Source organism: Paenibacillus curdlanolyticus YK9 (genome assembly GCF_000179615.1).
Lineage (GTDB): Bacteria > Bacillota > Bacilli > Paenibacillales > Paenibacillaceae > Paenibacillus_T > Paenibacillus_T curdlanolyticus.
Map to the genome: position 1 here is coordinate 227,545 of NZ_AEDD01000013.1, position 20,064 is coordinate 247,608.

20 protein-coding genes and 2 pseudogenes are annotated in these 20,064 nt (G+C 49.8%); 7 read left to right on the top strand and 15 right to left on the bottom strand.

Annotation, left to right across the window (positions count from 1 at the left end):
* Window positions 1-20: 20 nt before the first annotated feature.
* On the top strand, window positions 21-911 hold the full coding sequence (locus tag PAECUDRAFT_RS22075; RefSeq protein WP_006040384.1) for an AraC family transcriptional regulator: 891 nt from the start codon (window positions 21-23) through the stop codon (window positions 909-911).
* 218 nt (window positions 912-1,129) lie between these two features.
* On the opposite strand, the gene araA is transcribed toward PAECUDRAFT_RS22075, so the two are convergent.
* Genes araA through PAECUDRAFT_RS22090 form a run of 3 tightly spaced genes read right to left on the bottom strand, consistent with a single transcriptional unit; the run spans window position 1,130 to window position 4,911 of the window.
* The gene (gene araA / locus PAECUDRAFT_RS22080; RefSeq protein ID WP_006040385.1) at window positions 1,130-2,554 is read right to left on the bottom strand and encodes an L-arabinose isomerase; all 1,425 of its coding nucleotides are present in this window, start codon (window positions 2,552-2,554) and stop codon (window positions 1,130-1,132) included.
* A gap of 42 nt (window positions 2,555-2,596) precedes the next feature.
* Complete coding sequence (locus PAECUDRAFT_RS22085) at window positions 2,597-3,292, bottom strand: L-ribulose-5-phosphate 4-epimerase (RefSeq protein ID WP_006040386.1); 696 nt, start codon at window positions 3,290-3,292, stop codon at window positions 2,597-2,599.
* A 2-nt stretch (window positions 3,293-3,294) separates the two neighbouring features.
* Window positions 3,295-4,911, bottom strand: a complete 1,617-nt coding sequence (locus tag PAECUDRAFT_RS22090; RefSeq protein WP_040713948.1) for a xylulokinase — start codon at window positions 4,909-4,911, stop codon at window positions 3,295-3,297.
* Window positions 4,912-5,209: 298 nt separating this feature from the next.
* Between PAECUDRAFT_RS22090 and PAECUDRAFT_RS22095 the strand changes: the two genes are divergently transcribed.
* Window positions 5,210-6,307 (top strand): GntR family transcriptional regulator, encoded by a 1,098-nt coding sequence (locus PAECUDRAFT_RS22095; RefSeq protein WP_040713837.1) that lies wholly within the window; start codon window positions 5,210-5,212, stop codon window positions 6,305-6,307.
* A gap of 50 nt (window positions 6,308-6,357) precedes the next feature.
* Here the strand turns inward: PAECUDRAFT_RS22095 and PAECUDRAFT_RS22100 are convergent, their stop codons facing one another.
* From PAECUDRAFT_RS22100 to PAECUDRAFT_RS25420, 3 genes and pseudogenes are all read right to left on the bottom strand, one after another.
* Window positions 6,358-6,729: a hypothetical protein gene (locus PAECUDRAFT_RS22100; protein WP_006040389.1), complete on the bottom strand. Its 372-nt coding sequence runs from the start codon at window positions 6,727-6,729 to the stop codon at window positions 6,358-6,360.
* A 19-nt stretch (window positions 6,730-6,748) separates the two neighbouring features.
* Window positions 6,749-8,242, bottom strand: coding sequence for an FTR1 family protein (locus PAECUDRAFT_RS22105; RefSeq protein WP_006040390.1), 1,494 nt, complete (start codon window positions 8,240-8,242; stop codon window positions 6,749-6,751).
* Between the two features lie 319 nt (window positions 8,243-8,561).
* A pseudogene (locus PAECUDRAFT_RS25420) lies at window positions 8,562-8,687 on the bottom strand (sigma factor-like helix-turn-helix DNA-binding protein); the annotation flags it as partial.
* A 222-nt stretch (window positions 8,688-8,909) separates the two neighbouring features.
* Here PAECUDRAFT_RS25420 and PAECUDRAFT_RS25990 point away from each other — a divergent pair.
* Window positions 8,910-9,155, top strand: coding sequence for a hypothetical protein (locus PAECUDRAFT_RS25990; RefSeq protein WP_006040391.1), 246 nt, complete (start codon window positions 8,910-8,912; stop codon window positions 9,153-9,155).
* Between the two features lie 61 nt (window positions 9,156-9,216).
* On the opposite strand, the gene PAECUDRAFT_RS22115 is transcribed toward PAECUDRAFT_RS25990, so the two are convergent.
* Window positions 9,217-9,999 (bottom strand): fibronectin type III domain-containing protein, encoded by a 783-nt coding sequence (locus PAECUDRAFT_RS22115; RefSeq protein WP_040713840.1) that lies wholly within the window; start codon window positions 9,997-9,999, stop codon window positions 9,217-9,219.
* Entirely contained in the window at window positions 9,987-10,247 is a 261-nt protein-coding gene (locus PAECUDRAFT_RS26760; protein WP_006040393.1) for a hypothetical protein, read from the bottom strand. Before PAECUDRAFT_RS26760 ends, PAECUDRAFT_RS22115 begins: the two co-directional genes overlap by 13 nt.
* Window positions 10,248-10,361: 114 nt before the next feature.
* Here PAECUDRAFT_RS26760 and PAECUDRAFT_RS26765 point away from each other — a divergent pair.
* A pseudogene (locus PAECUDRAFT_RS26765) lies at window positions 10,362-10,480 on the top strand (LacI family DNA-binding transcriptional regulator); the annotation flags it as partial.
* Window positions 10,481-10,624: 144 nt separating this feature from the next.
* Here the strand turns inward: PAECUDRAFT_RS26765 and PAECUDRAFT_RS22125 are convergent.
* Window positions 10,625-11,785 (bottom strand): hypothetical protein, encoded by a 1,161-nt coding sequence (locus PAECUDRAFT_RS22125; protein WP_006040394.1) that lies wholly within the window; start codon window positions 11,783-11,785, stop codon window positions 10,625-10,627.
* 225 nt (window positions 11,786-12,010) lie between these two features.
* Between PAECUDRAFT_RS22125 and PAECUDRAFT_RS22130 the strand changes: the two genes are divergently transcribed.
* From PAECUDRAFT_RS22130 to PAECUDRAFT_RS22140, 3 genes are all read left to right on the top strand, one after another.
* Window positions 12,011-13,021, top strand: a complete 1,011-nt coding sequence (locus PAECUDRAFT_RS22130; RefSeq protein WP_006040395.1) for a ketoacyl-ACP synthase III — start codon at window positions 12,011-12,013, stop codon at window positions 13,019-13,021.
* 156 nt (window positions 13,022-13,177) lie between these two features.
* Complete coding sequence (locus PAECUDRAFT_RS22135; RefSeq protein ID WP_006040396.1) at window positions 13,178-14,272, top strand: glycosyltransferase family 4 protein; 1,095 nt, start codon at window positions 13,178-13,180, stop codon at window positions 14,270-14,272.
* A gap of 161 nt (window positions 14,273-14,433) precedes the next feature.
* Window positions 14,434-15,165 (top strand): glycosyltransferase family 2 protein, encoded by a 732-nt coding sequence (locus PAECUDRAFT_RS22140; RefSeq protein ID WP_006040397.1) that lies wholly within the window; start codon window positions 14,434-14,436, stop codon window positions 15,163-15,165.
* Window positions 15,166-15,213: 48 nt separating this feature from the next.
* On the opposite strand, the gene PAECUDRAFT_RS22145 is transcribed toward PAECUDRAFT_RS22140, so the two are convergent.
* From PAECUDRAFT_RS22145 to wecB, 6 genes are read right to left on the bottom strand one after another with little or no spacing between them, the layout of a single operon-like run.
* On the bottom strand, window positions 15,214-15,453 hold the full coding sequence (locus PAECUDRAFT_RS22145) for a hypothetical protein (protein WP_040713842.1): 240 nt from the start codon (window positions 15,451-15,453) through the stop codon (window positions 15,214-15,216).
* A gap of 1 nt (window position 15,454) precedes the next feature.
* On the bottom strand, window positions 15,455-16,180 hold the full coding sequence (locus PAECUDRAFT_RS22150; protein WP_006040398.1) for a glycosyltransferase: 726 nt from the start codon (window positions 16,178-16,180) through the stop codon (window positions 15,455-15,457).
* Window positions 16,177-17,163: an NAD-dependent epimerase/dehydratase family protein gene (locus PAECUDRAFT_RS22155; protein WP_006040399.1), complete on the bottom strand. Its 987-nt coding sequence runs from the start codon at window positions 17,161-17,163 to the stop codon at window positions 16,177-16,179. The genes PAECUDRAFT_RS22150 and PAECUDRAFT_RS22155 overlap by 4 nt, the downstream gene beginning before the upstream one ends.
* On the bottom strand, window positions 17,160-17,990 hold the full coding sequence (locus PAECUDRAFT_RS22160; RefSeq protein ID WP_006040400.1) for a dTDP-4-dehydrorhamnose reductase family protein: 831 nt from the start codon (window positions 17,988-17,990) through the stop codon (window positions 17,160-17,162). The genes PAECUDRAFT_RS22155 and PAECUDRAFT_RS22160 overlap by 4 nt, the downstream gene beginning before the upstream one ends.
* Window positions 17,987-18,970 (bottom strand): polysaccharide biosynthesis protein, encoded by a 984-nt coding sequence (locus tag PAECUDRAFT_RS22165; protein ID WP_006040401.1) that lies wholly within the window; start codon window positions 18,968-18,970, stop codon window positions 17,987-17,989. Before PAECUDRAFT_RS22165 ends, PAECUDRAFT_RS22160 begins: the two co-directional genes overlap by 4 nt.
* The gene (wecB, locus tag PAECUDRAFT_RS22170; RefSeq protein WP_006040402.1) at window positions 18,963-20,054 is read right to left on the bottom strand and encodes a non-hydrolyzing UDP-N-acetylglucosamine 2-epimerase; all 1,092 of its coding nucleotides are present in this window, start codon (window positions 20,052-20,054) and stop codon (window positions 18,963-18,965) included. Before wecB ends, PAECUDRAFT_RS22165 begins: the two co-directional genes overlap by 8 nt.
* Between the last annotated feature and the right edge of the window lie 10 nt (window positions 20,055-20,064).

Below are 20,064 nucleotides of genomic sequence, written 5' to 3' on the forward strand. Positions count from 1 at the left end.
AATGCAAAGAGGGTCTTGTCATGCTTGCCGTGAATATGGAATGGATTCCGCGCATTACCCTAATGGGATTCGTATCTTATAAAAGTTTGTGGATGCACTTTAAGCGCACGTCAGACGAGCATATTTTATACATCATCAAGAGTGGGGAGCTGCATATTCAAGAGGAGGGGCAGCGGTTTATCCTGCGGGAGGGCGATGTGTTCATGCTTGAGCCTCATCTCGAGCATGAAGGCTTCGAGATGCACATTTGCGACTATTATTTCATTCACTTTAAGCATCCCGATATTTCCGCACTCACCATAGAGGATCCATTATCCTTTGCCCAAGCCTTCTTCTTAGAGGATCATGAGCACCAGCAGCACAACCGTTCGTGTTTTCCAAAACAAATGAACCTTACAAGCAATTCAGCCAAATCACAAATTTATGGCGGGTTGAACGAAATGCTCCGGCTCTACCGGCGAAAAAACTACAATCGGGCGCTTACTGCACTAAAATTGTCTGAGCTGTTTATCTGGATGTCACGCGAATATATGATGTTGGTTTTGCAAAGCAATCAGAAACGCACGACGAAATCTAACTTGAAAGTGTACGAGCTGCTGGATTATATTCATCAGCACTATGCTAGCAAAATTACTAGTGAACGAATTGAAAGCGAGTTCGATTGCAATTTTGACTACATCAACCGGACATTCAATCAACTGACGGGTTATTCAATCGCCCATTATGTGAATAAGGTCCGAATCGATCATGCCCGCGAGCTTCTTCAAACAACCAAGCTTAGCATCGGCGAGATCGCCGAGCTTGTGGGGTTTTTCGATATTTATCATTTTAGTAAAGTGTTCAAGCGATATGTAGGTGTTTCACCAACTACCTATTTTAAAGGCATACAAGAAACAGTGTATGGACTCTAGCGCAAACTTGGCTCAAGCACATGACTACGTCTTGTGTGGTGTCATAATTCGTGAGAATACATGAGTAAAAAAGTGCTTAATTTTGTCCCAAGGGATCAAGGTTAAGCACTTAGTTTTTTGAGTATGGATTGAATCTACTGTTATTTACTAGCGTTTAACGGCATTACGACTTACGATTTCAAGCAAATGGCCTATCTCTGGTTCTGTGCGCTCTTGGCCTACTTTATAACGACATATTCCAAGTTAACCAGCTTGGCGTAGGTTACGATCTGGTCTGTCTTCAGGTTCAAGGATCCGACAGTATGATGGCCGCCGCCATTCTCGATCCAAGCTTTAACGCCATCCTGGAAGTTTGGCTTCACGCTCCAGAGCACGCGAGCAACAGGAAGATTAGGCGCCGGAACAGTCGGCTCGAATGCGGAAATCTCGTTAATTAGCAATTTATAATGCGTGCCTAAATCCACCATGGATACGACGATACCTTCTCCAGCTTTGCCATCAAACACAAGTCGAGCCGGATCTTCACGATTACCGATGCCGAGCGGGGAGACGATGATTTTGGGCTTAATACTTGCGAAGGACGGGTCTACCTCAAGCATATGGGATTGCAGGATCGCTTCCTGACCTGCTGCCAATTCGTAAGTATAATCTTCCATAAAACCTGTATTCTGATGGCGGCTCATCACCTTCATTAAGCGACTAAGAGCAGCGGTTTTCCAGTCACCCTCGCCGGCAAAGCCATAGCCTTGCTCCATCAGACGTTGAACGGCAAGACCAGGAAGCTGCTTCATGCCATGCAAATCTTCAAATGTCGTCGAGAAGGCATTGTACCCTCTCTCGTCCAAGAAACGTTTGATGGCAATCTCATAGCTCGCTTGGACTCGAACGCTAGCTTCCCAAACTTCTTTCGGATACGTGCCGTAGTCGAAATCGTAGAGCTCCGCATATTGGCCCATCAGGTCATCGATTTCTTGCTCTGCAACGGCATTCACGTAGTGCACAAGGTCGCCGATACCGTAAAAGTCTACTGTCCAACCAAATTGAATTTGGGCTTCGACCTTGTCGCCATCCGTTACGCCTACATGGCGCATGTTATCGCCGAAGCGAGCGACTTTGATGTTGAAGCTCTCGTTATACGCAACCGCAACATCCATCCAATCCGCCAGCTGTTGCTGCACTTCCGGACGTTCCCAGTAGCCTACAACAATTTTATTTTGTTTCTTCAGACGGGCATTGATGAAGCCGTACTCGCGATCGCCGTGAGCGGCTTGGTTCAGGTTCATGAAGTCCATGTCGATCGTTGCCCAAGGAATGCGCTCATTGAACTGGGTTGCCAAATGAAGCAAAGGCTTCTGCAGCAACTTCGTGCCGCGAATCCACATTTTCGCTGGCGAGAACGTATGCATCCAAGTGATGACGCCCGCTACTTCATCGCGATAGTTGATTTCTTTCACGATGCTTGTAATTTTATCAGCACTGATAGCCAGCTCCTGCAAAACAAGCGGATAAGGAAGTACGCCGCTGTTATTCAAGGCATCCGTCATCTTCTGTGCATTAGCTTTTACTTCAGCAAGCGCCTCTTCACCGTAAAGCTGTTGCGAACCTACTACGAACCAAAACTGTTTAGCTGTTGCGTCAGACATTCTAATCATCCTCTTCTATGAAATCAATGCAGAGTAAAGCGATTATTTCTGCCCGTAGTAAGCATCCGTTCCGTGTTTCCGAAGATAGTGCTTATCCAGAATGCCTCGCGGCAATTCTTTGGCAAAATGATTCAATTGCCGAGCATATAAATTCATTTTGCAAACCTCCTCCAGCACGACGCTGTTCACGACTGCCGATTTCGCGTCTTTCCCCCAAGTGAATGGCGCATGTCCATGAAGCAGGACAGCCGGGACGGCCATGATGTCCAGCCCGCGTTCCTCGAAGGTTTCGATGATGACGCGACCTGTCTCCGCTTCGTATCCCCGGTCGATCTCCGTTTGGCTCAAGAAACGGGCGCAAGGTATATCGCCATAGAAGGTATCCGCATGCGTCGTCCCCATGACAGGCACATCCAATCCGGCCTGCGCCCAGATGGTCGCCCAAGTCGAGTGGGTGTGAACGATTCCTCCGATTTCCGAATAGCGCTTGTATAGTACAGCATGAGTCGCAGTGTCCGATGAGGGTCTCAACTCTCCTTCGACTACGTTACCGTCAAGATCCACAACGACCATGTCGCTCGCCTTCATCTTCTCGTAGCTGACTCCGCTCGGTTTAATGACGAACAGCCCGCTAGCCCGATCGATGGCACTGACATTGCCCCAAGTGAATTTCACCAGTCCGTGCTTTGGGAGATCCAAATTCGCTTGATATACCTCTTCTTTGAGTTCTTCTAACAAAGTTAGTCCCTCCCGTTCTCTAACAGATGGTCTACAGCCGCTTGTTCGATCGCGAGACCCGCTTGATATCGATGGATGAATGTTTCGAATCCTTTGACATCCGCTGGGTCCGGGGCAATCTCCAGTCCTTTGGCATCCTTAAAGACCCGCTTCTCAAGAAAGTCCTCCAGGCTCTCTTCTTGCCCCTTGTTGATCATGTATGAAGCCAGAAGCGCCATGCCCCATGCTCCGCCTTCACCAGCCGTAGACATCACCGAGATCGGTACGTTCAACGCAGCGGCTAAAGCTTTTTGTCCCACTACAGGGGTTTTGAAGAGGCCACCGTGAGCCAAAATGCTGTCTATCGACACATTTTCGTTCTCGGTCAGAATATCCATGCCAAGCTTTAACGCTCCAAAAGCAGTGAATAAGTGCGTCCGCATGAAGTTAGCCAGATTAAAGTTGCTTTCAGGCGAACGAACAAACAGCGGCCGGCCTTTGTCCATTCCTGTAAGGTGCTCGCCCGAGAGATAACCGTAACTCAGCAGCCCGCCGCCGTCCGGATCGGCTTCGAGAGACTTGTTCAGCAGCACGCTGAACAATTTGCCAGAATCTACTTTGCGTCCTATAGCTTCGGAGAATTCGCGGAACAATCCCATCCAGGCGTTGAGATCGCTGGAACAGTTGTTGGCATGCACCATGCCTACTGGGCTGCCGTCTGGCGTCGTAACCCTATCAATCTCGAGATATCGCTTGGATAATTCCTTCTCCAAAACAATCATCGCAAACACGGAAGTTCCCACGGAAATGTTGCCCGTACGTTTTCTGACACTATTCGTAGCGACCATGCCTGTTCCCGCATCGCCTTCTGGAGGACAAAGGGGAATGCCCGGCTGCAGATCCCCGTCTGGATCCAGCATGTTTGCACCCGCTTTCGTAAGTTCGCCAGCATGTTCGCCGGAGAGATGCACCTCGGGAAGAAGATCTGCAAGCTTCCATGTAAAGCCTTGGGCCGTGATTAAATCATCGAACTGCTTAACCATCAATGAATTGTAATCATGATTGCATTCATCAATAGGGAAGATCCCAGAAGCATCTCCAATGCCTATCGCTTTGTTGCCGGTCAACAGCCAATGGATATATCCCGCTAGTGTTGTTACGAAATCAATGCGAGGCACATGCTCCTCTTGGTTTACTATCGCTTGGTATAGATGCGCGATGCTCCACCGCTCTGGGATATTAAATTGGAACAATTCTGTGAGGTCCCTTGCTGCCGTACCCGTTGCTGCGTTGCGCCAAGTCCGAAACGGCACCAGCAGCTTATCCGCGCTATCGAATGCCATATAACCATGCATCATAGCGGAAAAGCCGATTGAGCCCACAGTACGAAGGGTGACTCCGTACTTCTGTTCCACTTCTTGCTTCATTTCACGATAAGCGGTTTGAAGGCCGATAATGATTTCCTCCTGGCTGTAAGTCCAGTACCCGTCTATTAACCGGTTCTCCCACTCATAGCTTCCCGAAGCGATAGTCTCAAATCGATGATCAATTAGCACCGCTTTGATCCGCGTAGATCCGAACTCGATTCCTAGCGCGGTTTCCCCATTGGCTAATGTTTCTTTCATGTCTGCAAGATTCATGTTCACGTAAGTCCCCTCTCTGTTCGTGGTTTTCGACTTTCAATCGAAAACAGGAGCGTCCTCTTACTGACAGCCTCAGTGTATTTTTTGTACGTACATTTGTCAATATTAATAATTAGTTATACCTACATGTTAGGCATGACGGTTATACGGCTCCAAAACAACGACGCACTGAGAGTGAGCGTTATACTTGTACCATTGGACTTTTAGACATGTCTCATTCCATTTGCATTCCTTACTGTATGTGATAAAATATGTACGTACAACTATACGGACATCAATGAAAGAAGTGGATGACATGAAACCAAAATACCAGATCGTAATTGATGATATTAAAAGCAATATCCTATCGGGAACTTACAAAGAAGGCGAGAAAATCCCTTCCGAGTACACCATGCAGGAAAGCTACAACGTTAGCCGGCAGACGGTAAGAAAAGCCATTCTGGCGTTATCGAACGAGGGATTCCTCAGAAGCGAGAAAGGATCAGGCACGTACGTGAGCACTCACTATCGATCCAAAGTGGGTGGAAAAACAATGAATAAAACGATTGGCGTTATCACGACCTACATTTCGGATTACATCTTCCCCTCCATTATCCGCGGCATTGAAAGCCGTTTGAATGAAGATAACTTTTCATTATTGTTAGCCAGCACCAATAACGATATCACCCAAGAAAGAAAAGCTTTAGAAATGATGCTCTCCAATGGCGTGGATGGGCTGATCGTAGAACCTACCAGAAGTAATGTTTATAACCCCAATATCGCTTACTACCTGTCTTTTAAAGAGCAGGAAGTGCCGTTCACGATGATCAATGCCTATTATGAAGAGCTGGACGTCCCTTTCTTCTGTCTAGATGACGTACAATCCAGCTATCTTGCAACGCAGGAGCTGATTGCCAAAGGACATACCCAGATCGGTATCATTGCGAAAATGGATGATTTGCAAGGAAAGTATAGAATGAAGGGATTTATCAAAGCGCTGGGGGAAGCCAAATTACGATTTAAGCAGGAGCATGCGCTTTCATTCGATACAACGACAAAGTCGAATCTGTCCGCAAACTTGGAAGTGTACTTACACGACAATCGAGATGAATTGACTGCGCTTGTATGTTACAACGACGAAGTAGGCTTGGAAGTTGTACATGCGTGCAGAAAATTGGGGATCTCGATACCAGACAAGCTATCTATCATTGGTCAGGATAATTCCTATATTGCCAAAAACGCAAATATTAAACTAACGACGCTGACACACCCCCAGGAACAGATGGGACGCGACGCAGCGGATTGGATCATTAAGCGTTTACAAGGCAAAAAAGACTTACCCACCAGCACCTACTATCAGCCTGTATTAATTGAGGGCGAGACCGTAAAGGCGATTGAAAAGGAGGTGGAATAATGACATAAAAAATCCACATCCGATTTCCCATCGAATGTGGATTTGGCGTTTTATTTATTGATCTCATCAAGAACTTGATTCAATTCATTAACGGACTTCGTAAGTACTTCTTTATCCAGCGGATCGACGCCGGCGCCTGCTTCAATAACATGCAGCGGGGTTTCAGCTTTCTCGTACAGCTCTTTGGACTTGTCTTTGACGTTGTCCTCGAACTTCGCCCATGCTTCCTCCAGGTTGGCAGCTTCGGTCTTTGCCTTTGCCGCATCTCCCGCGTCAACCGCTTTTTGGACATCCGTTAAAACGGTCTTCATGTTGCTTACACCGTCGGAAATCTTGTTGTCCTCTTTGTTTCCGCAAGCCGACAATACGATTGCAGCTGTCAGCATCATTACAACTCCGAACTTCATTCTTAACTTCGACATGATGAATCCCCCTAATCGTTTAAATATTTTTTATCTTTAATTGCTTTTGCAATCTAAGATTCTTCATTCGGTTCCAGATGACGATTCCGACGGCCGCAATGAGAAGGAACAGCTGTGGCACGAGTCCTTCCCAAGTTGGATAAATCGCGAGGAAATCAATCGTCGTTAGACCGCTCACATCCGTCGCCGGAAGCATGCCCGAGAGCTGCAGGCCGTGCACGCCCATGCCCGCGAACTTAAAGCAAAGGTAGAACACAAGCAAGCTCGAGACGAGGAAGAACGGACGGATCGGTATTTTCACTCCAAACTTCAACATGATGTAGGCGACGGCAATTAGGATCAAAACCGCGATGCCAATACCTAAGAGAAGGTTGAAAAGCGAAATCGACGAGGCCATGCCAATCAGGAACAATACCGTTTCGGTGCCTTCGCGAAACACCGCCAGGAACGCTAAAATCGCAAGTGACCACAAGCTTCCTTTGGCTAGTGCATTTGAGCTCTTTGTCTTGATGTATTGATTCCAATACGAGATGTTCGCGTTACTATGCAGCCAGTAGGTCATATAGAGCAGCATAATTGCAGCGAAAATACCAGTGAATCCTGCGATCATAAAGTTGTTCGATCCGAACACCCCAGAAGAAAATAGCACTTGAACGATGACTCCGAGAATCAAGCTAACTCCAATTCCAACACCGACGCCGGACCAAATCCATTTGCGTTTGTCTTCATGACCCGATTTCTTCAAGTAAGCGAGCAATGCCACAACGACAAGAAGAGCTTCAAGCCCTTCACGCAGCAGGATGGTTACGGCATCCAGCATGTTGTAGGTGGTTTTGTCGGCAAGCGGCTTCAAGTAGTCGACCATTGTTTCGATCGTCTGCAGGGCTTCCTCCTTTTTCGGAGGATCGTTCGATAGATAAGCATAGGTAAGCACCATATCTCTTTCGGCATCGCTATAGGCAGATGCGGATTGGGACAAAACAATGCCTTCGATATCGAGCCATGATTCACGGAACTGCTCGATCTCAGCCTTGGCTTTATCGGTGTCCCCTTGCTCCAACGCTTGCTTGGCTTCATTCAGCAGTCCGATCAGAGAGGAGACGCTCCCCTTCGTGTTCGCAGCTGCTGGATCTTCTAATGCGTAATCTCCTGCAATAAAACGCTTATTTACATCGGAAAGCTCATTGAGCGCTTTGACGGCATTCGCCTTGTTAACGGGGTCTTGCAAAAAAATAAATTCAATTTGGCCCATGGCATCCTCAACTTCTTTGTAAGTCGAACGGGATTTCTCCTTGACGCCTTGTTCGATTTCAAACCATTGCGATTTAAAACCGTCGAATTGGTTCTTCGCTTCAGTAACGTCCTGACCATTCACCAGCGTAATCGCTTTTTCCACTAAAGCATTCGCCTGCTTCACGTTTTCCTCGGCTGTTTTTCCTGCCGCGAATGCGGAAGATACCTGAAGTCCTAGAAACAGTACAAGCGCAATCACTAGCCCATATCGTATTTTCACCGATGCTACACCTCTATTTTGAATGGTCTTACAAAATTGACATTGATAATGATTTTCATGTGCAATACAATCGAATTATATGAGTTGCCATTCATTTTGTCAATAAAGATAACATAGATCTATCAACAAGTTCGTTTTCAATGCTCACTTAAGACAAGACATCTAATGTCAAACCAGCAAAGATGCGGTTTACGCGGCTTCTTAGGCAGATAGTTTACTCCCGTAAACTCCCAAATATCTGAACTTTACTAGTGGTCAGTTTTCTAATCATAATAGGAAAACGAAAAAAGGCCACTCCCCACTGGAGCGACCTCGTCATTCACTTCTTCATCTTGTAAAACTCATGATAAAGCTTCGTCAACGCCCGCTTCTCAATCCGGCTCACATAGCTCCGCGAAATCCCCAACTCCTTCGCGATCTCCCGCTGCGTCCGCTCTTCTCCCCCTCGCTAACCCCTCAAAATGGATCGACACTGATACACTAAGAAATCTCCATTGGCCGTATCGTTTTAGCCTGATACCTCGAATCAGCTTGAAGGCGCTAATGAGATGTGAGAACTAAAGAGAACCCTAAAGATTGTAGTACTAGTTTTTTGTTAAAATCGATCACTCAATAACAACTATAGAATTTTGAATACTACTAATTAAATGGAAATAAGGTGACTATAATGTCAGCAAAAAAGGACTCAAAAGACCACATCGAGGAAATATTTATGCGTGATACTGATCTAGAGTCATTGCGATTAACTGACGCTGAAATGCCTCAAAAAAAAGAAGAGGGTGGATACGAGTACGGCATTGTAAATGCAATTTGTCAGCCTGGTTACTATAATGACTCATTTCATCTATATGATGCTTATTATCTAATGCTATTTGTATTATCATTAGTAAAAAGATCGCCACATCTCGGATGAACCAAGTGTGGCGATCTTTCATTCATTACTTTTTACCTGTTCATTTCTTTGACCCTATTAATTAATTAGTAACTACAGGTACATTCACATCATCCACATTCAAATGTCCAAATCCTCCCGTAGCGCTATCCACGATCTTAATGTAGCAGGAAGTTCCTACATAGGAAGCAGCGTTCCATTGAATGCGACTATAAGCTTCATTATTACTGCCGGTCGCCTTCAATAATTCCACGCCATCTGAAGCTCGAACAAGGGCGATATACAGGTTATTCAAATCGTTGCCCCCGCCAATCAAGAAGTCGATCGCTCCAGTTCCCCCAAGCGTAAACGTCTCCGATTTGAGAACGCCGACTTGGCTGTCTCCGCCGTCCTTGTATCCCCACAAATGATAGGATCCGCTTTGGTTGAATGGACCTCCCCAGCCCCAATTCACATCAGTTGTAACATCTCCTGCGCCAAAGGCATTACCGCTTACAATTGTCCAGCCTGTCAAGTTCCCGCTCTCGAAATCATGATTGGCCAGTGCGCCAACTATTCCTGTTTTCACTTGCAATGAATTGCTTAAACCCGACAGATTGTTGGCTGCATCAATTGCCTTTACGGTGAAAGTATAAGTAGTATTTGCTGTAAGCCCGGTGTCTTTAAAACTTGTCGTTGATGTACTTCCTACCTCTGTACCATTTCTATAAATGCGGTAGCCCGTCACCCCCACATTATCTGAAGAAGCAGACCATGCTAGTGAAATGGATGTATCCGTCTTACTAGTTGATGACAAGTTGCCAGGGATGGTTGGAGCTGTCGTATCGATCACGGCAGCACCTGTCGGCACATTCACATCATCCACGTTAAATGACCAAATCCACCTGTAGAGCTGTCTACGATCTTGATATAGCACAACGTTCCTACATAAGAAGCAGCGTTCCATTGGATTCGATTATAAGCTTCGTTATTAGCTCCGGTTGCCTTCATCAATTCCGCTCCGTCGGAAGCACGAACTAACGCAACATACAGATTATTGATGTCGTTGCCTCCGCCAATCAGGAAGTCAATCGCTCCTGTACCTCCAAGCGTGAATGTTTCAGACTTGAGCACGCCAACTTGGCTGTCTCCTCCATTCTTGTATCCCCACAGGTGTTTCCTTATACTAATTTGGAAACGTTTCAAATTCAATCAGAATAAAGTAGCGGGCATTAAGGGAATAACTCGAATGAAGTCGCAAGAAATTTAAAGATGAATAAATCGAATTTGATTGCTTTATTATTGCCTAGTATATGGAACCCTTTCTTTTATATAAATTAATACTCTGCAATAGTGGGGGCAAGCCATCGTCGTATATCATACCAGCGAATTCACCAAGATGAGTGACCATTTCGGCCTCTAGCATCTCTTGGAGCGTCTCAGCGAAGATATAAAAGCCAGAAGCCTGCGTCTATTAGACACAAGCTTCTGGCTTTAATCATCAAAGGATTCTAATGGTTCCTTCCGAATTCGGCATCTGTTATCGACAAGTAGTGAATAAGCTCATAATCGGTATTTGTAATTAGTGCACTTATATAATAATCAATCTTCTGGCCACTATTATTGTTCTCGACAATACCCAGACCACCTGTCTCATTTTCCTTAGCAAGTGCGTATGTAACTCCTGTATCATTGGAGAATGTTGGTTTGCCATACAGCCCTTCCATTACTCTCCTGTTCGTTAGTAGCCCGACTCTCCGTGGAGTTTCATAAATTTTTGGTGAATTATCATTGAGCCGTAGCGTCAGGCTTACAACGATATCATTCCTGTACCCGATTACTATTCCATCATATTCAATCGGAACAACATCCTGGCTGCCTAATAATATTCCAGTACTTTCAATCCCGTATATGTTGCTAACAACCGGAAGTCCCACAATAGCTTCTGCTTCATGTCTTGTCATTCCGAGGGCAACATTGGATTCCGTTCCTTGAATTACGAAAGCTAAATCGGTAGAAGTTAACGGTTCTGGTTCATCAGTCGATGCCTCCTCAGCATTCCTATATGCCATGTTCCCTGCCATTTGAGCCTTGTAGTCGCCCCGTTCGATCTGAACGCTGTAGATATGCCCCTGCAAATCCCTTCCTAGCTTCAACTCATAGAATTTTCTACTTCCTTCATAAACCTTTAGTGTCTGCTCACCAAACACTTGTTCGAGCTTGCCCTCATCCTCATTCCAAAGGTATCCATAGGTAAGCGTCTGCGGGACCGATGGTGCTCCGAGAGTCGCCTCCAATTCTGAGGGGATCAAAAAATCACTATAAAAGCTATTCCACCATGACCTATTATCACTCAGAGTAAACTTTACCATGGCAAGTGACATATCCATATATCCCACTGTTACATCGCCATATTTACAATATAAAGGCCCTAAAGGAGAAATATACTCCACTTCTTTTCCAAGCAATCGGCCTATATCGAACGAATTCATGCCCATTCGGATCTTTACAGACTCTTTTCCTACTAATTGTTCGAAAGACAGCTTATCATCCATCACAATATAGCTTGGTGTAGTTGACCTCAGCTGATCTGAGACAATAGCAGCAGCGATAGCGAAGGGAATGAGCAGCAATCCAATAAGAGCTAACCTATTTTTTCTTTTCTTTGCCATACGTGTATCTCCGTTTCTTCATCTAGTCTAGAATTCTGTAATAATCCATTTTATAGGTCTATTGTCGGTTCATGGTGTAGGAATAGTGTACTACATTTCTAATTTCGAGACTATCATAACACTCACAACAAGCCTGCCACTTTCGCCGCTTGACACCCGCCTCCGATTAGTACTAGTATTAGGTATTAGTATCTGGTACTAAATCATGAAGGGAATGAATGCGGCATGACTCAATCCTATAGCCTTTTATCTAACGCACGTATTACGGCAATTGGCTCTTACGTACCTGAATCAATCTTATCCAACGCGGATTTGGAGAAAATGGTGGAGACGGATCACGAATGGATCGTCCGCCGCACCGGCATCGAGGAGAGACGCATTGCGGCGCCGGATGAGTTCAGCAGTGACCTATGCATACAAGCCGTTGCCGATCTGCAGCGTCGGTACGACGTTCAGCTCGACGACGTCGATTATATTATCGTCGCGACGACGACGCCGGATTCCCCGTTTCCTTCTACGTCTGCGCGCCTTCAGCAAGCATTTGGGATGAACTGCAGCGGCGCGATTGACCTGCAAGCGGCATGCGCGGGCTTCACCGCCGCCTTGCAAAATGCGAACGGCCTGCTCCTGTCCGGCGCGGCACGCAAAGTGCTCGTCGTAGGCGCGGATACGATGTCCAAAATTACCGATTACACGGATCGCTCAACGTGCATCCTGTTCGGTGACGGCGCTGGCGCGTTGCTGCTGGAAGCTGAGGAGGGCCGCGAAGGCGACCTGCTCGCCTCCTACTCCGTAACGACGGGCTCCGGCGGTCATCATGTTTATCTGACTGGACTCTCGGAGGTCGTTGGCGAGCACAAGCTCGAAAACCCGGGGAAGGTCGTACAGAACGGCCGTGAAGTATACAAATGGGCCGTCGGCACGGTACCCGAAGGCGTCGAAAAGCTGCTTGAGCGCGCTCATCTCCAAGTGGAGGATCTCGACTGGTTCGTGCCGCACAGCGCGAATCTGCGCATTGTAGAGTCGATCTGCGAGCGTACCGGCATCCCGATGGAACGCTCGCTCGTTTCGCTTGTAAAGTATGGTAATACCTCTTCTGCGTCCATCCCGCTCGCACTGGATCTTGCTGTTCGCGAGGGACGACTAGAACCCGGCCAGCTTATGCTGCTGTATGGCTTTGGCGCCGGATTGACGCAAGCAGGCGTCATTGTTCGCTGGAGTCTTCCCAAGGCTTAATCAGGAATGATTATGCACAAACAACACTTGCAGCTAGAATAACGTAAGCGTTTTATGCCGCCCGCTCGGGCCTGACCTTCCTAGCATAATATAGAACAGACCCATGGCGATGCCGGTGTCAGTTCCATATGTTTGCTAGGAAGGCGGGTATGCCGAATGAAGCTATTATTTACTTATTTCGTACCGAGCGGCGGCATCGAAACGTTGAATCGGCTTCGCGCGCGCGTCCTGCGACGCATCGGAATCGAGAGCCATCTTTTCTATCTATGGGACGGAGCCGGCGTCCAAAATCTCATCCGCACCGACATCCCCTATCTGATCTCCAACGACGATCATCACATCGCGACGATGCTCGCGCTCCATCAATACGATGCGATCATCGTAACATGCGACCATTTCTTGCTTGACCGTTTGAGGGGACACGGCTATAAAGGGCCGATTCTGTATGAAGCGCAAGGCCACGGCACAAGAGAGCATGCGCTATCTACAACTCGCGAAGCCTACCCTTACATTCGGAAGCATGCTCAAGCTGTACTTGGCCCTCAAACCTCCCATCTCATGGCGACCTTTAATCACTTTTTTCACGACTTCCCCCGTTTCTATATGCATAATCCTGTGGATACGGAGCAATTCCATTACCGCACGCTGCCAGAGGCTAATCCCGGAGGCGCTCCCGTACTCGCATGGATCGGCCGACTGGAGAGCAACAAGAATGCCCCCCTCTTCCTTCAAATAGCGGCGCATCTCGCACGCTCCGTTCCTAATTTGCAGCTTTGGATGTTCGTCGATCCTTCCCTTGGCGAACCGGATCAACGACTACTATTCGAAAAGCTGGTACGCGAGCTAAATCTCGGCCATCGACTAAAGCTGCTTGCTAACGTCCCGCATCATCACATGTCCGATTACTTATCTGCAGTCGGCGACAGCGGCGGCTTCCTTCTATCAACTTCCGGAACGGAAGGGTTCGGTTATGCGATTGCAGAAGCGATGAGCTGCCGCTGCCCGGTGCTCGCTACTGATTCCGATGGCGTTCGCCATTTTATCGAGCATGAACGAACCGGCTTGTTTTTCCGTACGGGTACGGTCGAGGAAGGCGTCTATTACGGGCTTCAGCTGCTAACTGACCGCGAAGCGACGAGCCGGATGCGCAATGCAGCTTACCACTTGATGAAAACGACCTTCAGCCCGGATCGTTATTGCGCCGATTTGACGAACGTTCTAATTGCGCTTGGCATTCGCCCGCCGCTTTAACGCCCGCTCCGCTGCCTCTTGAGAGGCTGGCCTGAGGGGATTTTATAGGAATCGAAATGGGTCCAAATTAATGGCCAAGGCTCGGGCATTCGACGTGACCCTATTTCTCTAGCGCTCGTATAGTAGCATATAACGAACTAGGAAAGACGGGGTGTACCTTCATGCTGCCGGCAACCGGCCTCCCGAAAGTTTCGATCATCATCCCCTTTTATAATGACCCTTATGTGGCCCACTCCATCTCCAGCGCGCTAGGCCAAACGTATCCGAATATTGAGGTCATCGTCGTCGACGACGGCTCGACCCGCCATCAGGATAAGCTTGCCCCCTTCCTCGGACGCATCCATTATATTGGCAAAGCAAACGGCGGCACCGCCAGCGCGTTGAACTACGGCATGAATCTGGCGTCTGGCAAATATGTCGCATGGCTAAGCTCGGATGATCAATTCAAGCCGGACAAAGTGGCGAAGCAAGTCGCGTATATGGAGCGGACCAGCGCGCAGATCAGCCATACCGACTACGATGTGATGAACGAGAACGACACGATTACCGCAACCTGCGCATCGGCTAAATTCCACTCGGCCAAGGCGTTTATCGCTTCGCTATTGACAGGCTGTGCGGTGAATGGCTGTACGATCATGATGACGAAGGCGCTGTTCAGGCAGCTCGGCGGATTTAATGAAAGCCTGCCCTATACGCATGATTATGAGCTGTGGATTCGCGTCGTGCTCGCCCGTTACGATTTCCATTACATGAATGAATCGCTCACGGTTTACAGGCGCCACCCCGGGATGGGGACGGCACGCTATTTCGATACGATCGTGAAGGAAGCGAATGCCATTATGAACATCTATCGGCAATCCTTAACAACGCTCATTGCCCAACTGCCAGGATAATGGAGACGCGTAAGCCGCCCCCCTGCATGCCCAGAGCCGAACGGAAGCTCAGCTGCCGCTATGCTCGGGCGGGTACCAGCCTGATCGCCGCAGAGGAATCCCGCAGCCGCTTGCATTCGTTCGGCTTGCCGCATCTGGCCTCATTGCGGGGCCTTTCTTCCGGCAGGCTTGTCCTTCCGCCTTGTTGCTCCCTCGACAGCGAATTGCGGACAAGCGGCTCTCCCTGATTCTCGAGACCGCCGCTTGCGCTGCCGCTGCCGTTGCCGCCGAAGCACGCTTTTCAACCACTCTATTTTATGCCTAGCTGCAATAGAAACGCTTTATATCGGTTTTCGTATCTATGGAATGTTTCTTGCGTTTCTTGCTCGATCGCCTGCTTGTTCCGCAGCGTCCCCATCTGCTCATGCCAGCGATAAGCGATGAGCGGATCGGGCGTCAGGTGGAACGGGAAGCCGGCCAGAAGCACGCGAAACCAATAATCCAAATCCTGCGTATACGGCAGGCGCTCATTGAAAGGGCCGATCGCTTGATAGAGCGGCTTTCTCATCATGACCGTGCAGCCGTTAACGGGGTTGCTGTGGCGAAACGACCGCAGCAGATCATGCGTATCCTTCGGAGGCGCTATGGCGAACTGGGTATATCGGCCTTTGCCGTCAATGCAATCGAAGCCGGTATGTCCAATCCAAGCATCGACGCTGCGCATACCGTCGAGCTGCTGTTTAATTTTGTCCGGATAAAACACGTCGTCCGAGCTAAGCCAAGCTATATATTCCCCGCTGGCATGGCGAAAGCCATGATTCAGCGCGCTTGCCGTGCCGCCATTGGCTTTGCCCAGATAATGAATACGATCCCCGTACGGCTTAAGCAGCTCGGCATGCGCCGTGGAACCATCGTCGACGACGATGACTTCTATATTGCGATACGATTGCGATAGCGCGCTGTCGACAGCTTCACGCACGTAAGGGTCATTATAAAACGGAATGACAATAGAAACTTTCGGTTCATGCCTGCTCATCCCCGGTCCCCCTTCTGCAGCAGCCTTGCTCTTGCATCCTGTAACGTGTCCTGCAGCGATTGTTCCAGCGTAAAGCCGGGCTGCCAGCCGAGCGACCGGATGCGGCTTGTGTCGGCAGGAGCAGGAGAGGGCGACGTGGACTGACCGATGTCAAAATGCAGCGGGCAGCACGCAAGGTCGGCAAAGCGCTCGGCCAATTGCTCTAGCGTAACGAATCGGCCCGAAGCTACGGGATACACGCCGCCTGGCGCGCCTTGCTGCAATAACAGATCGTACGCAGCCATCGCATCGCGAACGTCCAAATAATCGCGCTGCTCTGTCCGCGACGACAGCCGAAACGGCTCGAGCTGCCGGGTCGTCACCCCCCTGCTGCTTGCATCGCCAGTCGCGGCGGAATTGTTCGGCGCTGCCTCAGCTTGCGCTAGTGCCTCCGCCTGCGCCGCATACCTCGCCAAACGCGCACACAGCCCTTGCGATCGGCCAGGCCCTATTAGGTTCGATGGCTCCGCAATGACAACGTCCATGCCATACAGAATCGGCCAGCATTGGGCCAGCAGAACCTGCATCGTTTTGCTGACGCTGTAGGGATGCGTCGGCTCAGGCGCTTGATCGCCTGCAGGCAGCTCGAAGCGAAGCATCGATCCTGCGACGAGGACGCGGCAAGGGCGCCCAAGCCCGCGCACAGCTTCCAGCAGATGGACCGTCCCCATCACGTTGGTCAACAAATAGCCAGCTGGATCGTGCCACGATCGGTCAGCTGCGTTCAGCCCTGCCAGATGAACGACATAATCCGGCTCTACGGTTTGAACCGTACGTTTGGCAGCAGCAATGTCGGTCCAGTCACATGCGATCGCAGCGGAATGCGCTGGGTACTCTTGCCGAACCGAAGCGACAGCCTCATACCCCGCCTGCGAAAAATAAGTCATTGCGTGCTCCCCGCAAAACCCGCCAGCACCTGTAACGAGCAGACGCGGGCTGCTCATCGCACCCGCATCCAGTTCGCCAGCTCAGCAAGCATCTCGCGATACGGCGCCGCCTGATAACGCCAATCCGATCGCGTGGCCAGCAGCGTTCGGTCGATAGCAGGCTCGGCAGCCGGAATGATCGTGACCCCGTCATGCTGGTAAGCGTGCTGGAATAGCCGCAGCAGCTCCAGCTTGCTGACGGTTTCCGGCGCCGTCAATTGCACGATGCCGCCAACCTCCGGATGCCTCATCGCATACGCAATCGCTTTGGCCAGCTCCAGTGTCGTTACGCCGTTCCAATAGACGGAAGCATACCCGCGAACCTCGCCCTGCTGCTTAAGAAACCATTGCAGCAAGCCGATGCCCTCTGCCTTCGGGTCTGGCCCGATGATGGATGTACGTATCGTCAGATGCCGCATCTCATTCGATTCGCCCAGCGCCTTGGTCCGTGCATACATGGAGGTGCCCTCTGGCGCGTCATACTCCGTATAAGAGCCGCGGTCGCCCGAGAAGACGCAATCGCTGCTAATATGAATGACTCTAGCACCTATCGTATCGGCCGTATGGCGAAGCCAATGCGGGAGCCATCCATTCACTTGGAAGGCGGCAAGCGGCGCTCGCTCTGCCGCCTCGTTCAGTATGCCGACTGCATTAACGATAACGTCAGGGCGCTCCCGCGAGATGACCGCCTCTACCTGCTCATAATCGGCTGCATCAAGCCATATGCCGCTTGGATCGTCCGCTCGTCTGGTCGTATATGCGACTTGGAGGTTTGATCTGTTTTGGAAGTATCGGACAATCATATGCCCTGCCATTCCGTTGCCGCCGATAACGAGCAGTTTCATGCGAGGAACCCCCCGCGTACGAGCATATCCCGAATTTCCTTCTTATTCATGATTTCCGTGCTGGAGCTGAAGCTTTCGAACGATACAGGCGAATAAGACGCATAATGGCTCTTCAGACCTGGGATGTCCAGCGCAGGCAAAATAACCAAATACTCGTCATCATAAACAACCGTGCTGTTGCTCTCGAATTCGGTGAGCAATATCTCGTGCAGCTTCTCGCCAGGGCGAATGCCCGTCTCGATAATTTCCGCATCTACGCCGAGCGACTCCATCAGCACCTCCGCGAGATCGACGATCCGGCAGGTCGGCATCGTCATGACGAAGATCTCGCCGCCAAGACTCTCGGACGATGCCTTGAACAGCAAGGAAATCGCATCCTGCAGCGTCAGGAAAAACCGCGTCATCGCAAGGTCCGTAATGCCGACCTGCTTCTTCGTCCGAATCTGATTCATAAACAAGTGGACGACGCTGCCGTTCGTGCCGAGCACATTGCCGCCGCGTACGCAGACGAACTTCGTCTCCGATCGAAGCAGGTTTGCATACACGATCAGCTTCTCGCCAATCGCCTTGGTCATGCCATAAAAGTTTGAAGGGTTCGCCGCCTTATCCGTCGAGATGTAAATGACGCGTTTGACATGATTGGCGATAGCGGCTTCAATCACATTTTGGGTACCGATAACATTCGTCTTGAGCGCCTCATACGGCTGATCCTCACAGACGGGAACATGCTTAAGCGCCGCCAGATGAAAAACATAATCCACCTGATCACATGCGCGCAGCAGCGCTTCCTTATCTCGAATATCGCCGATGCAGAATGTCAGCCGGTCATCCTCGAACGTCCGGCTCATCGCCACCTGGCTTGATTCATTGCGCGAGAATACGATAATTTGCTTCGGATTTTGCGGCAGCAGCTGACGGATTAATTCGTATCCCCATGAACCCGTCCCCCCGGTCACCAGAATACGCGTATTATTAAACATTCCATTTCCCTCCAAGCACAAATTTCACCACAATATCCGAAACGTTCGCCGCCTTGTAGCCCTCCGGGCTTTCCCAATCCGCCGGCAATCCCATCATGACAGCCGCCGCCCCCGCAATCCGCTCCGGCGACAAGCCGCATACGACGTTGCTGCCGCAATCGACCGTCTCGGGACGTTCCGTCGTATCTCGGATCGTCACCGTCGGCACACCGAACAAGCAGCATTCCTCCTGAACCGTCCCACTGTCTGTAATCGCCAAACGCGCATGCTGCTCCAGCTGTACAAAATCGAAAAATCCGAACGGCTCATGAAGCTCGACGAGCGGATGCAGCCCTTGCTGCATCTCCGCCTGAAGCTTCGACCGCGTACGCGGGTGGACGCTGCAAATGATGCGAAGACCGAATTGCTCTGCTACCCGATTCAACCCATCGAAAATCGACTGCAGCCGCCGAGCGTCATCGACGTTTTCCGCACGATGCGCGGTGACCAGCACGTACTGGCCTTTTGCCAAGCCCATCCGCAGCAGCGCATCGCTGCGATCGATCTGGGGCTTATAGTGGGTAAGCACCTCGTAGATCGGATTGCCGGTTTGCACGATCCGAATCGAAGGAAACCCTTCCCGCAGCAGATTGCCTTTGCTATAGGACGTGTACGGCATGTTAATGGTCGACACGGCGTCGATGACGCGCCGATTTTTCTCCTCCGGCACCTTCAAATCAAAGCAGCGATTGCCTGCCTCCATATGCACGACGGGAATCCCCATTCGCTCGGCTATGATCGCGCATAATGCGCTGTTCGTATCCCCGAGCAGCAGCACGACGTCCGGCCTTTCCAGCAGCATGACGTTCTCTGCCTCGCTGAACGTTGCCGACAATTGGGCGCCCAGCGATTGCTTGCCTGCTGCCAACGTATAATCAGGCAGCCGCACGCCCATTTCCTCGAAAAAGATGCCGCTAAGTGAAGGCGAGAAGTTCTGCCCGGTATGAACGAGTACATGCTTCTCCGCCAGTCGATCCAGCTTTGCAATAATGAGGCTAAGCCGTATTATCTCGGGACGGGTGCCGAGTATAGTCATGACGCGCATCTTGTTTCTC